The sequence below is a fragment of the Runella sp. genome (assembly GCF_965279615.1).
Lineage (GTDB): Bacteria > Bacteroidota > Bacteroidia > Cytophagales > Spirosomataceae > Runella.
Window position 1 is genome coordinate 8018139 of sequence record NZ_OZ257252.1, and the last position, 12484, is coordinate 8030622.

Below are 12484 nucleotides of genomic sequence, written 5' to 3' on the forward strand. Positions count from 1 at the left end.
TCAGTCTATTCCTCATGCTATGTTGAAATTGTCAGCTGACCTTTAAGGGTGGGCCTACAACCTGCATATCATGATCGGCAAATACTTTTGCTATCTCTTCTTTTGTTGGAGGGGAAGTCCACTTGTCAGTAACCGCAAAAAAGCCCTCCATTTTGCCGGCAGGGAGATAGGAAACGATCATTTTTCCTTTTTCCGTAAGTTGAACAAAGGCGTGTTTTACTTTTCTGGGAAGAAAAATTGTGTCGCCGGGTTTCATAGAATAGTTATCCTCTCCAACCTGAAATAAATATTCACCCTCAACAACATAAAACCATTCGTCTTGATTTGGATGAACGTGTAAAGGCGGCCCGCCTTTTGGAGTTAAGCCGGTCTGCTCAAAAACAGCCAGATCATTTTCGGTATCCTTACCGGATATTTTGATGTCGAGTGTATTTGAAGTAACCCCTTTCATTCTATAGTGAATGCCAAATCTTGCCTCACCGGAAGCGACTTTAAATCCTTTGTCAGTTCTTGAACTTAACATCGATTTAATTTTAGCAAAAGCTGTTATTGGCATTGCTGCAAGCGTGGTCAGTACAAAGTTTCTGCGTCTCATGTCTTTTTGATTTAGTTGTCAACTGTAATATGAGCATCAAATTAAATACGGTTACTATTGGTAAGTCAAATACACAGCGTTTTGTGCAGGTGAAGAATTGACAACTGTTCGTTCGGCCCCCCGATAGCTATCGGGACTAAATTTATAACTAAAAGCTGAATTTATAAACTACAGCCCGGCAGCATTTTGGCCGTCGGATACAAGGTGCCATTATGCCGATACCTTGTTAGCGGGCGGCTTTTTGTCCCGATACTTCCGTTGGTGAATACCCAAATTGCTTTTTGAAAGCAAATGAAAAGTGCGATAGGTTTTCAAAACCTGTTTCCAAATAAATTTCTACGGGTTTGCTGCTCTTTTCTGCAAGATTATAATGGGCCTATTCCAACCGTTTTTGCGTTAGCCATCTTTGCGGTGTTGTTTTGAATGTTTTAAAGAAGTCCCGTTTAAAAGTTGTCAGACTGCGACCTGTTAAATAACCGAATTTTTCCAACGACATATTAAACATAAAGTTTTTTCCATAAAATCCGAATGTGCTTTGTTTAAAAGGCCGGCTACATTCACACAATGTATCGTGATTTTATGTCATTAGCTACCGGAGTTAAATCGTTATTCAGTTGATGTCCGCCATTGTTGATTTCGCGAAAAGTTGCTTGAGTAAGTTTTTGTTTGTACCGGTTCAGGTGTGAAAAAGGTGCCTCTTCATCATCTTTACAGTGATAGAAAAAAAACGGAATTTCGTCGGGCACCTTGTAAGCAAAATCATCTTGAAGTTTTAAACCTGTTTTCCAATCTTCATTTCCTTCCCAAAATGGGGTAGCTATAAGAAAAACGCCTTTAACCCTTTGGGTTACCGGATTTTCGGAAAGATATTTCAATAACATTGACGCACCTAAAGAATGTCCCACCAAAATAATATCGCTTTCGAGCGCAGCAACTTTGTTTTCTATTTGTTTGATCCACCCAAAATCAGGTAAAGATTCATCAGAGTTTATTTTAGGATAATCTATATCATATTCTTTCCCTAAGTTTTTTTGTAGCGAATCCACTAATTCTTTATCAGCTTCATAGCCTTCGTCGCCCGCTCCCTGAAAAAATAATATGTGCTTGGTCATAACCCGATCTTTTTTATCTATACGTAAATTTCGTTACCTTTTCTTGCATTGAAAAGTAAACTGTTAAAGCACATTAGATCAATTGATGCTGAGCTGCCAGTTTAATAAGGTTAGCCGTATTGGTAACTTCAAATTTCATCAGGAGATTTTTACGGTGCGTGTTTACCGTCGTCACGCTGACAAAAATTTTGTCGGCAATTTGAGGGTTGGTGAGGCCTTCGGCAATAAGGGTAAGTACTTCTTTTTCGCGCCGCGTCAGAAAGGGCAGAGGCTTGGGTTTATCCGCCGAAGGGGTTTCGTTCAGGCTTACATTCATATAATAACCGCCTGCCTGTACCTGATGGATGGCGGTAAGGATTTCTTCTTTGGTAGAGTTTTTGATCAAATACCCTACCGCACCGTTCCGGATCATACGGGAGATATAACTTCGTTGATTGAAAGTGCTCAATGCCAGGCATTTAACATTTGGGTAGCGCTCTTTTATTTTAAGACACAGATCTATTCCGCTTACATCGGGCAGGTTAATATCCAAAAAGGCAACGTCAACGTCATTGTTTTTTAAAAACTCCATCGCCTCAAAAGCATTGGAAGCGGTTCCTGCAACGCTGATTCCTTCGCAATCAGCTAATACCGATTTAAGCCCTTCTACGACCAATGGGTGGTCATCAACGATAAATATCCTATGATTCATTTTGCGCTCCGGTTAGGTTCTATACTTCGACTTCGATATGCACCGAAGTGCCCTCGTTGGGTTGGGACTGAATGTCCATTTTTCCGTTAAGATACGCCACGCGGGTTTCGATGTTGTTCATGCCTGCACCTTTCTTTTGATTCAATTGGGTCATATCAAATCCTTTTCCGTCGTCTTCGACGGTAAGGCTGAGGTGGTTGTGATCGCGGGTGATCTGGACATAGGCTTCGGTGGCGTGTGCATGTTTAATGATATTGTTCAGCAATTCCTGTACAATTCGATACAACACCACTTCGGTGGATGACTCAATGGGAGTCTCTAAGCCAAATGTTTGTAAACTTACTTTCAATTGTCTCGATTCATTGATGCCGTCACAGAAATCCTGAAGGGCTTCGGTCAGGCCAAATTTAACGAGTGCTTCGGGCATCATACTGTGCGCTACGCGACGCATTTCGCTGATGGCATTGTCGAGCTGAGTCAACGCCCGACCGAAAGCCAACGCGCCTGATTCGGGCAAAATTATATTTCCTCTCATGGTGTTAAGCGTTAGTTTTATGCCGGACAGAAGCCCGCCGAGGCCATCGTGCAGGTCGCGTGCTACACGGCTGCGCTCTTCTTCCTGTCCTTTCAAAATAGAATTAGTGGCGATCAATTGGCGTTCCTGCTGCAATTGTTTTACTTCTTTTTCGGCTATTTCTTTTCGGATATTGATATTCCGATAGAGCAGAACCCCAATCAAACTGATGGCTGTAAGACCCGCGATCAGGCTGTAAATGAGGGTATTCTGCCGTTGTTTCTCCTGTTCAAGCACTAGTATTTGTTTTTCTTTCTGCGCGGCCTGATACTTACTGTCTATTTCATTGAGTTTCAGTTTTCCTTCCTCTTCGTTCAAACTGTCTTTGAGCGTATTGTATTGAGTGAGGTATTGATAGGCTTGGGCCGGGTTGTTTAATTGCCGGTAAACGTTCGACAATTCCAACATCGCATTTTTTCGTTGATTGATATTCCGATTAGTGTATGAAATTCGAATGACCTCGTTCAAATGTGAAATGGCTTTTTGCGGCTGATTGAGGGCCTGATAGTTTTTTGCCAACAATAAATGAGCATTCATTTCAGTAGTCATATTCTGCACGTCTTTGGCAAAGTTCAGCATCTGTTTGCTGTGTTCCAATGATTTATCAAAGGTTTTTGCGTCAAAATCTATACGGGCAGATACAGCATGAAAACGCATGTAAAGGGCCGGAGTTTTAAGTTCATCGACCAATGTTTGGGCAATCGCTAAGTATTTTTTTGCGCTGTCCTGTTGTTTGTTTTTATTGAAATCGTCGGCTAAAAAGAGATAAGCAACGCTCATATCAGAGTCTCTTTTGCCGAATTTATTACGGATTTCAATGCCTTTTTTATCATAATAAACGGCTTTTTCAAACTGCCCCTGTTTGCTGTACATAGAGGCCACATTACTGTAAATATTGCCTACTGCCGTGTATCGTTCAGGAACGGTTGATGCCTGCCATATATCCAGCCCCTGTAAATGTAGCCTGATGCTTTTCTCAATATCTCCTTTGGCTTGGGCAAGAATACCCAAATTACCCAAGGCAGACGCAGCACCTAACATGGCATGATCTTTCGTGCTTTTTTTGAAATTGTCGTACGCAAGCTGATAGTATTTTTCCGCCAGATCATTTTGTGAGATTTCGGCATAATAATTTCCGAAGCCATTGTAGATATGCCCAAACCCGTAGGCATAATTTTGTTTTTTACTAAGCTCCAGTCCCTCTTCCAGCAATTTTTTGGCTTCAATAGAATCAGCATGCTGAATTAAAATGCGGGCCAAATCGCCGAGTAAATGAATTCTGGAAGTATCAATGGTTTCGGTTTTTAATTGCTTATGAAGTTCATCTATTTCTGCTTGCTGCGGCCAGCCGGGCACACATACGATCAGCAGCAGTAGGACGAGGCAGAGGGGTTTCATAGGTAACTGAATTGAGTTTAGGAACCTCAAGATACAACGGTAAAGTTCTGAATTAAAACCATTTAATAAAATCATTCAAAAACATGATTTTTTGAAAATCCTCTTTTTACAGGATTGCTTTCAGAAGCGGACACTGCTAGTTTTGTGTCGTTAATGCATTGTATGCCAACGGTTTTAGGAAAACTTTTTAACACTTGTATTATGAAAACTTTACCCAGGCTTAATTGGTGGATCTGTGTTGCTTTGCTTGTCCTTATTTCAGGAGTGACTTCCTGTAAAAAAGAAGATCCCGAGCCTCCGTTGGCCGACCAAATTGCAGGCGAATATACAGGCACGTCGTATACAATAGGAACCACTACGACCATCAACCTTCCCGCTACCAACGCGGCGGGACAAACGGCAACCGCTAAAATATCGGTCAAAAAAATAACAGATGAGCAGGCCACTTTTACCGTTACGGCCACCGTGACGGACAAGGCCGGAAAAGTGACCAACGGAGTCAGTACGCTGGAGGCGCTCACGCTGAAAAAGTCCGTCGAATTGGGCGTTGAAGGTTATCAGGGTACTACTAAATTGGTTACATTGGTTAATGGGGTGTTGAGTGTCAGACTGGTTGACCCTGACCCGCAAAAGACAATTGTATTCTATGGTAAAAAAGACTGATAGTCTTCAATAGTGATGAAAAATATCTAGTGCTTTCCCCTATGAATTGTTTTTTATCGGTGGCGAGGCCTTTCCCTAAAAGGCCTTGTAGGTAGCTCTTTGTCTCATTTCGAGACGCATCACTTTCTATATTTTACCTTAACTTTTAAGATCATGCAAAAATTATTCTTTATTGCTGTTTTAACCTTCATTGGAGCCGCCGGTTTGGCGCAAAGTATTTTGCTCACTCCCAATCAGATAGAAACGAAACAAAGCGGAGCGGGAGAAAATATTATTTTGCAGGGTATCAATCCGCCTAATATTTTATCCAAAAGACAAAATGGCACCATCGCTGCCCCGACGGCCGTCACAAGCGGTAACGATCTGTTTAGCTTACAGGCTGCGGGCTACAACGGAACGGCTTTTTCGGGTGCCAGAAGTACGATACGATTTGAGGCTGCTCAGAACTGGACGACGACGCAAAACGGTGCTAAGCTGGTGTTTGCAACGACTGAAAACGGAACTACAACTCCCATTGACCGAATGATCATTACCGACAATGGAAGGGTAGGAGTTGGGACGGACATTCCACAATCTGATTTTGAAGTGGCGGGCAACGGCGGTATGGGCGTCCGAACCTATGGAAACGCCAATACGTTCAACTCGCACATTTACGGAAGCCACGCGAGCGGTACCGTCAATGCGCCAACGGCCTCAACCAATGACCAGATCTTAGCCCGTTTTGAAGGACACGGATTCAATGGTTCTTACTTTGAAGAAGGAGCCCGGATCGAAATGAGGGCCACCGAAACGTGGGCAAGTGCTGAAAACGGTACCGAAATGAATTTTTATACTACTCCCACCAATGCCGATACACCTTTAAAACGGATGACCATCACGGAGAGCGGAGTGGTGAGTGTGAACAGCAAAATAGGAATCAATACCACCACTCCCGAATACGCGCTGGAAGTACTGGCCACGAGTGACGATGCCATTGCCGTCAAACGATTTGGTGATGCGCCTACTTTCTTTGGCGTTTCGGCCAACGGAACTGTAAGTACACCAACGTCAACCCTGTCGAATGATGTTTTGGCGCGATTCGGTGCGCGGGGGTACGACGGAACTGCTTTTACCAATGGGAAAGCGCGCATTGAAATGAGGGCTTCTGCCAACTGGAATGCTGCCAGTACAGGGGCTGCGATGGATTTTATCACCACCACTTCGGCGGGTACTACACCGGCGGTTAATATGACCCTTTCCGGGCCGGGTAATTTGGGCATTGGCCGATTGCCGACGTTAAGCTATCGCTTGGAAGTGGAAGGAAATGCATATAAAACACTGGGCGGCGGCAATTGGGATTCCCCTTCTGACCGTCGATTGAAAAAAGATATTACCTATCTCAACAGCCGGGAAATGCTGGAAAAAGTGCTTCAGTTGAAAGGTGCAAATTATCGTTGGAAAGACGAAAAGAAAGGAAAAGAACTGCAATTCGGCTTCATTGCGCAGGAATTAAGAGACGTTTTTCCGACCACCGTACAACAACATGCCGACGGGTATTTATCAGCTACTTACGGCGATTTTGACCCGATGCTTGTTGAATCCATCAAAGCGCTCAAAGAACTGATCGATGAGCAACGTGAAATGATCGTGCAGCAACAGGCTCAAATCAATGAATTGAAAACGGTTGTTTCGGCCAAAAATGACGTAACAACTCAAGCGGGAAGAACGAAAGAATAAGGTGCAAAAGGTAAGCTTCTAAATTTGACGATCATGATTCTTTTCAGTTTATCTACTTTTGAGGCAGGGCAATATGTTGATTTTGAAAAAGTTATATGCATTACAGGCGACGGAAACTATTCCTGCATCTGCCTGAACGACGGACGAAGATTACTGGTATCGAAGTGTTTGGAGCAATTGGAGCCGTGCTTGCCTCACTGTCAATTTCTGCGCATTCATAAACGGTACCTCATCAATCTGCATTTTGTAGAAAGCATTTTTCCCAAACAGATCAAACTCACCGACGGAAAAATATACGCCGTAGCGCGTCGTCGATGGCCCCGCATCAACTCCTATTTTAAGAAAAGCAGATGCTGAAAGTGATTGAGCATAAACTGTATGTAGGGTACTTGAAGTTAACGGTCGGGAGGGCCGACCGTTAGACTCATACTTCTCTTATAAAAATGACTGACTGATTAATCCGGATATAGAAGATACTTTGCCCGTATAACCTTAAACTTTTGCAATCCCGGCTCCCAGCTTTTTCTGATTTCAGCTTCAGGTACTCCCGCTATGATCTGCTTTCTAAGCTGGTCTGTGCCGATACGCAAGTCAAAGGGAGACACACCTGTATTGGCCCTTTCCTGACCAAAGAAATGGGCTTTATCGGGATAGGCATTGTAGAGTTCGATGAGCCATGTCAGGTTGATCCGGCGGCTCTTGCGTAAATTGCTTATATCATAGGTACGAAGATCGAGACCATAGCAAACAGAGTCTTTTTGATTTGGCCGCTCACTCATTCCGGGAATACTTACGGGTTTGTATGAAAATGAATACTTGCCCTTCAATGCGGGCGCTCCCAAAATAGTAAATGGCATATACGTTCCCCGGCCTTCATTGATGGCTGTCCCTTCAAACATACATAAACTTGGGAAAAGCATCACAGCTTGCTGCGTATTCAAATTCGGTGAGGGATGTATCGGCAATACATAAGGCATTTGATGATTGTAATTGGCAACTTTTATAATCGTTATTTTGCATGGCTCTTTAAGATATCCTTCGCCGTTAAGGTATTGTGCAAATTCTCCTATCGTCATGCCATGGGTCATAGGCGTATAATGGATCCCGATGGCCGATTTAAATTTATCATCCGTCATTACCGGTCCGTCTACTACATATGCGTTAGGATTAGGTCTGTCAAGAATCAGCAGTTCTTTGTTGTTTTCTGCACAGGCTTCCATCACATACTCAAGCGTATTGATATTGGTATAGTAGCGGCAGCCCACATCCTGAATATCAAAGACCATAAGGTCGATATCTGCCAGCTGTTCTTTGGTTGGTTTCTGGTTTTTGCCATATAAAGAGATGATTGGAATGCCGGTTTTAGCATCTTTCTCATCGCCCACCACAGCTCCGTTACTGGCGTTGCCTCTAAACCCATGCTCAGGTCCAAACACTTTTACAATGTTAATGCCAAGGCTCACTAAACTGTCCACGCTGCTTTTGTTGCCGATAATGGAACTCTGATTTGCAATCAGGCCAATCCGTTTTCCTTTTATATAAGGCAAATATTTTTCAGTTTGGTCGGCACCGGTAATAATTCCCCGCTTATTGGATGTGTTTTGGTTTGGCGATGCACTTTGCGCGATACCTTTACTGTTGCTGATCGCCAGAAGCGTTAAAAAAAGTATAGAAGTAAATCTCATTGGTAACAGTAACTTAAGTTGCCGGCTATTCACCTTTAAATTAAAAATAAAAGAGCCCAAGTAATTTTGAATTGCACACAAAACAACAAGGTCTTATATTCAAAGAAAGCACAAGTGCAATTTACGTCATTTTAGAGGATATATTGAAAGCGATTGACCATGCTTTTATTGCTTGTAAATTCTTTGAACTTGATACGTAGCAACTTAGGTTAATTAATTGAAAGAATTCCTGAATTCAAGCGGTGAAAATTGGGTCTTGCTTTTGAAAAGTTTGCTGAACGATTGTGGATATTCAAACCCAAGCGTATACGCTATTTCACTCACCGACAAAGTAGTGGTCGTTAAAATCTCTTTCGCTTTCTCGATCAGTTTATTATGAATATGCTGTTGGGCGCTTTGACCGGTCAGCAAACGCAGCATGTCACTTAAATAATTGGGAGAAATGTTAAGCTGATCCGAAAGGTATTGAACCGTTGGAAGTCCCGATTTTTCATTGTTAAAATAATCCGTTAACAATGTTTCCATTTTTACTAAAAGATCATTGTTGGCATGTTTGCGAGTAATAAACTGCCGATTATAATACCGATTGGCATAATTGAGCATTAACTCAATGTGCGATACAATGACATCCTGACTGAACGTATCAATGACGGAAAGGTATTCCTGCTCAATATTCTGCATGATGGAAGCGATCATTGCTTCTTCCTTTTCGGAAAGGTGCAATGCTTCATTGACCGCGTAGGAGAAAAAACCATACTCTTTGATGGTCTTGGCCAACGGATAATTTTGGATAAAATCGGGGTGAATCACGAGCCACCATCCCGAAAGGGCCATATCATCGGTAAGTTCAGTGGAAATCACTTGCCCGGGAGAGAAAAAGGTCATGATGCCTTCGTCAAAATCGTAGTAATTCTGTCCATATTTCATCTTGCCTTTGAAATCCTTTTTGATGCAGATGGAATAAAAATTATAAATGACCCGTTGGAGGCTTACGTCAGCAAAGCACTTTATTTTGTTGAAATCAATAACACTTACCGACGTATGCGTCGGTTTGGGCAATTCCAATAATCGGTGTAATTCAGAAATGGAATTGATGAGGTAAGGTTGATTTATTTCTTTTTTCATGGATGTAAATTAGAAATAACCGTTGGAAAAAGCTACCTATGAGGCAACTTCTTTCAACGGTTAAGGATGTTTTTATTGGTCAATGATGGTCATATTCACTGCATCATAGCGGGCGCCGGTGGAGGTGCCCAAAGGAACAATTGCTTCCAATCGCTCCAATTCTTCGGTCGTGAACATACTATCGGCAGCGGCGATGTTTTGCTCAATATACTTGACACGTTTGGTACCGGGAATGGGCACAAAGCCTTTCTCAATGACCCAACGGATGGCTAATTGAGAAGCCGTAATTTCTTTTTCATCGGCCAATTTTTTTATTTCATTTACTAACTCAATGTTCTTATAAAATTGTTCGCCCTGAAAACGGGGGATTGATCTGCGGAAATCATTTTCGGCAAAATCGTCCGGGCTTTTAATTTCACTATCGCCCGAAAGAAAACCTCTTCCTAACGGTGAATACGCTACAAAGCCGATCCCGAGTTCTTGGAGCGTATCCAAAATACCGACTTCTTCCACGCTGCGTTCAAACAATGAATATTCGGTCTGAACCGCCGTTAAAGGATGAATTTGGTGCGCTTTTCTGATCGTTGCCGACGATACTTCCGAAAGCCCGATGTACCCAACTTTACCCTCTTTGACTAATTCGGCCATTGCCGAAACCGTTTCCTCTATCGGGGTATTTGGGTCTAATCGGTGCAAATAATAAAGATCAATATAGTCGGTGCCCAGGTTTTTCAGTGAGCGTTCTACGGCTTTCTTTACGTACTCTTTTTTGCCGTTTATTTGCCAGGTAAGCTGCTCATTGTCATCTACTTCATAGCCAAATTTGGTCGCGATGATGTATTTGTTACGGTTGCCTTTGATGGCTTTTGCAATGAGCCGCTCGTTTGCCAGCGGGCCATAAAGATCGGCGGTATCTAAGAAATTGCCGCCTAATTCCAACGAACGATGAATGGTGGTAATGGATTCGGCTTCATCGGCTTTTCCGTAAATATCTGCTCCCGCGATCTTGGTCATGCCCATACAGCCAAGCCCCACTACGGGCACCACAAGTCCCTGACTGCCTAAAGCGATTTTTTTTAACGTGTTCATGGTTAACTGTTTTAATGTAACTTCCTTTTGACAATGCAAAGGTCAGGAAGCTCGCAGGAAAAAAAGTAACCGAATCCCGTATCCTTGTATCCAAACCAAGGAAGATGGAGCGCAGGGTGTGTTGCAGCGTTTTTTTGAATTTATTTTTTGTCGGAAGTCGAGGGATAGAGCAGTCTTAATGCATTAAAAATGGCCTGATGAATAATGGTAGCGTGATCTTCCTGAGGCAAATAATCAAAGTGAATGGTTACGTTTTTGCTTTTAGCGGTTCGGAGTCGTTCGGCCAATAGGTTCGCATCCACTTCCATGACGTGGGGTATGTCACTTGGCGTGAGCCCTTCTTTGCCAACGCCGATATAAATGTCGGTCTTTGCGTTAAAAGCGGCTTCCAATAAGGCAGAAGGTTGCTTGAGCAATGAGGCATTATCCCACCATAAACTTGGGCTGATAATGATGTATTTGTTGAACAGAGTAGGTTTTTTCAGTAAGATTTCGGTTGCCAAAAGTCCTCCCAATGATTGCCCAATGATGGTTTTTGAGTTGGTAGTTTTGTAATTATGGTCAATGTAAGGCTGTAATTCTTTCTCCAGAAAAGCAATGAATTTTTCCGATTTTCCGGCGGTTTTGTTACGTTTTTTATCGCCTTCCATCGTGGTTGGGTACGTAAAGTCACGGCGTCTGTCAACATTGGCAATGCCAACAACGATTGATTTCGGAACGCGATTGATCCAGGAAAAATTATTGAATTGGATAAGACCCACTACGTGGATAAAGTCCTCATCTGCTGAACCGTCCAATAAATAAATGACCGGGTATTTCAGCGTATCGTTTTTGTTGTAGCCTTCCGGAAGATAAATGTTGAGAACTCTTTTCTCGGCCAATTGTTCCGATTGGAGCTCGTCAATCACCCCGAGCACAAATGGCTTAGGAGTGTTGGCTTGTACTGACTTAGGTGTTTGGGCAAACGCAAATGTTGTACCAAAAAGAAGGGGAATGATATAGTTTATTATCCTCATTTATAGGTTATTATGGTTGGTTTTCTTTGTTGCCTCAATAGCATAAACCATCGGGATTTTATTGTCTAAATGTTCTATTCTGTATTTTTTAGGTTCAACTTCAATTGTCCTGTTAAAGCAATTATAAGGAGAATAATCAAATTCGTCCAATGAATTGATTTCTAATCCATTTTTTAGCAGACTGTTTATTACTTCACTCATGCTGTGATTCCAACTGATTTCCTGCTGCGTTATTTCGGCTTCTTTGTCGGCGTAGGTTCCGTTTGTTGTTTCAATGATTGGGCCTGAATTAAAATAGTTATACTCTATTTTTTCAAAACCATGGTCAAACATCCAAACGACAGGATGAAACTCCACGAAAATGAATTTTCCGTTGGGTTTCAAAAAAGTGGAAACAACGTTTGCCCATTTGTCTAGGTCAGGCAGCCAACCGATTGTGCCATAACTTGTAAAAACAATATCGAATTGGTCAGTTAAATGATTTGGCAGATCATAAATATCACTACAAATAAAAGCAGCCTCAGTTTTTGCCATTTCGGCAAGTTTATTGGCAGTATCTATTGCTTTATCCGCTAAATCTACGCCGGTCACTTTTGCGCCTGATCTGGCCAATGAAATAGTATCTTGCCCAAAATGACATTGCAAATGCAAAATACTTTTGCCTCTTATATCACCAAGAAGAGTAAGTTCAATTTCATTTAAAGAAGTATTGCCCAATAAGAATCCTTCAACGTCATAAAAGTCTGATTTGAAATGATGTTCTACCCGATTATTCCAAGACTGTTTATTGATTTCCAAGTAGTTAGGTTCATTCATACTA

At 42.3% G+C, this 12484-nt stretch carries 12 protein-coding genes and 1 pseudogene; 3 read left to right on the plus strand and 10 right to left on the minus strand.

The features are described 5' to 3' along the window. Positions 1-31 precede the first annotated feature (31 nt). The 5 genes and pseudogenes from ACQY73_RS34055 to ACQY73_RS34075 all read right to left on the minus strand — a co-directional run bounded on the left by ACQY73_RS34055 (position 32) and on the right by ACQY73_RS34075 (position 4370). Complete coding sequence (locus ACQY73_RS34055; protein ID WP_428659295.1) at positions 32-595, minus strand: cupin domain-containing protein; 564 nt, start codon at positions 593-595, stop codon at positions 32-34. Between the two features lie 226 nt (positions 596-821). Further along, positions 822-959 (minus strand): annotated as a pseudogene (locus tag ACQY73_RS34060) (helix-turn-helix domain-containing protein); the annotation flags it as partial. 193 nt (positions 960-1152) lie between these two features. After that, positions 1153-1707, minus strand: a complete 555-nt coding sequence (locus ACQY73_RS34065; RefSeq protein WP_428659298.1) for an alpha/beta fold hydrolase — start codon at positions 1705-1707, stop codon at positions 1153-1155. Positions 1708-1780: 73 nt separating this feature from the next. Beyond that, positions 1781-2398 carry a response regulator gene (locus tag ACQY73_RS34070; protein WP_428659301.1) on the minus strand — a complete coding sequence of 206 codons (618 nt, stop codon included), beginning with the start codon at positions 2396-2398 and terminating at the stop codon, positions 1781-1783. A 19-nt stretch (positions 2399-2417) separates the two neighbouring features. Then, a complete protein-coding gene (locus ACQY73_RS34075) occupies positions 2418-4370 on the minus strand; it encodes a tetratricopeptide repeat-containing sensor histidine kinase (protein ID WP_428659304.1) in 1953 nt (650 codons plus the stop codon). A gap of 201 nt (positions 4371-4571) precedes the next feature. Here ACQY73_RS34075 and ACQY73_RS34080 point away from each other — a divergent pair, with 201 nt between their 5' ends. The 3 genes from ACQY73_RS34080 (at position 4572) to ACQY73_RS34090 (ending at position 7106) form a co-directional block, all read left to right on the plus strand. Continuing rightward, the gene (locus tag ACQY73_RS34080; RefSeq protein ID WP_428659307.1) at positions 4572-5033 is read left to right on the plus strand and encodes a hypothetical protein; all 462 of its coding nucleotides are present in this window, start codon (positions 4572-4574) and stop codon (positions 5031-5033) included. A gap of 153 nt (positions 5034-5186) precedes the next feature. Next, a complete protein-coding gene (locus tag ACQY73_RS34085; protein WP_428659310.1) occupies positions 5187-6749 on the plus strand; it encodes a tail fiber domain-containing protein in 1563 nt (520 codons plus the stop codon). Positions 6750-6782: 33 nt separating this feature from the next. Further along, positions 6783-7106: a LytR/AlgR family response regulator transcription factor gene (locus tag ACQY73_RS34090; protein ID WP_428659313.1), complete on the plus strand. Its 324-nt coding sequence runs from the start codon at positions 6783-6785 to the stop codon at positions 7104-7106. A gap of 98 nt (positions 7107-7204) precedes the next feature. Here ACQY73_RS34090 and ACQY73_RS34095 read toward each other — a convergent pair whose 3' ends face one another. The 5 genes from ACQY73_RS34095 to ACQY73_RS34115 form a co-directional block, all read right to left on the minus strand. Next, positions 7205-8434, minus strand: coding sequence for an exo-beta-N-acetylmuramidase NamZ family protein (locus ACQY73_RS34095; protein WP_428659316.1), 1230 nt, complete (start codon positions 8432-8434; stop codon positions 7205-7207). 213 nt (positions 8435-8647) lie between these two features. Next, on the minus strand, positions 8648-9559 hold the full coding sequence (locus ACQY73_RS34100) for a helix-turn-helix domain-containing protein (RefSeq protein WP_428659319.1): 912 nt from the start codon (positions 9557-9559) through the stop codon (positions 8648-8650). Positions 9560-9631: 72 nt separating this feature from the next. Next, positions 9632-10648: an aldo/keto reductase gene (locus tag ACQY73_RS34105; RefSeq protein ID WP_428659322.1), complete on the minus strand. Its 1017-nt coding sequence runs from the start codon at positions 10646-10648 to the stop codon at positions 9632-9634. 140 nt (positions 10649-10788) lie between these two features. After that, on the minus strand, positions 10789-11664 hold the full coding sequence (locus tag ACQY73_RS34110) for an alpha/beta hydrolase (protein WP_428659324.1): 876 nt from the start codon (positions 11662-11664) through the stop codon (positions 10789-10791). After that, positions 11665-12480 (minus strand): class I SAM-dependent methyltransferase, encoded by an 816-nt coding sequence (locus tag ACQY73_RS34115; protein ID WP_428659326.1) that lies wholly within the window; start codon positions 12478-12480, stop codon positions 11665-11667. It abuts the gene before it with no gap. Positions 12481-12484: the final 4 nt, after the last annotated feature.

Bases quoted from the DNA above. Each gene is read 5' to 3' on its own strand.
- ACQY73_RS34055 (WP_428659295.1), bottom strand. From the start codon at position 595: ATGAGACGCAGAAACTTTGTACTGACCACGCTTGCAGCAATGCCAATA.
- ACQY73_RS34065 (WP_428659298.1), bottom strand. From the start codon at position 1,707: ATGACCAAGCACATATTATTTTTTCAGGGAGCGGGCGACGAAGGCTAT.
- ACQY73_RS34070 (WP_428659301.1), bottom strand. From the start codon at position 2,398: ATGAATCATAGGATATTTATCGTTGATGACCACCCATTGGTCGTAGAA.
- ACQY73_RS34075 (WP_428659304.1), bottom strand. From the start codon at position 4,370: ATGAAACCCCTCTGCCTCGTCCTACTGCTGCTGATCGTATGTGTGCCC.
- ACQY73_RS34080 (WP_428659307.1), top strand. From the start codon at position 4,572: ATGAAAACTTTACCCAGGCTTAATTGGTGGATCTGTGTTGCTTTGCTT.
- ACQY73_RS34085 (WP_428659310.1), top strand. From the start codon at position 5,187: ATGCAAAAATTATTCTTTATTGCTGTTTTAACCTTCATTGGAGCCGCC.
- ACQY73_RS34090 (WP_428659313.1), top strand. From the start codon at position 6,783: ATGATTCTTTTCAGTTTATCTACTTTTGAGGCAGGGCAATATGTTGAT.
- ACQY73_RS34095 (WP_428659316.1), bottom strand. From the start codon at position 8,434: ATGAGATTTACTTCTATACTTTTTTTAACGCTTCTGGCGATCAGCAAC.
- ACQY73_RS34100 (WP_428659319.1), bottom strand. From the start codon at position 9,559: ATGAAAAAAGAAATAAATCAACCTTACCTCATCAATTCCATTTCTGAA.
- ACQY73_RS34105 (WP_428659322.1), bottom strand. From the start codon at position 10,648: ATGAACACGTTAAAAAAAATCGCTTTAGGCAGTCAGGGACTTGTGGTG.
- ACQY73_RS34110 (WP_428659324.1), bottom strand. From the start codon at position 11,664: ATGAGGATAATAAACTATATCATTCCCCTTCTTTTTGGTACAACATTT.
- ACQY73_RS34115 (WP_428659326.1), bottom strand. From the start codon at position 12,480: ATGAATGAACCTAACTACTTGGAAATCAATAAACAGTCTTGGAATAAT.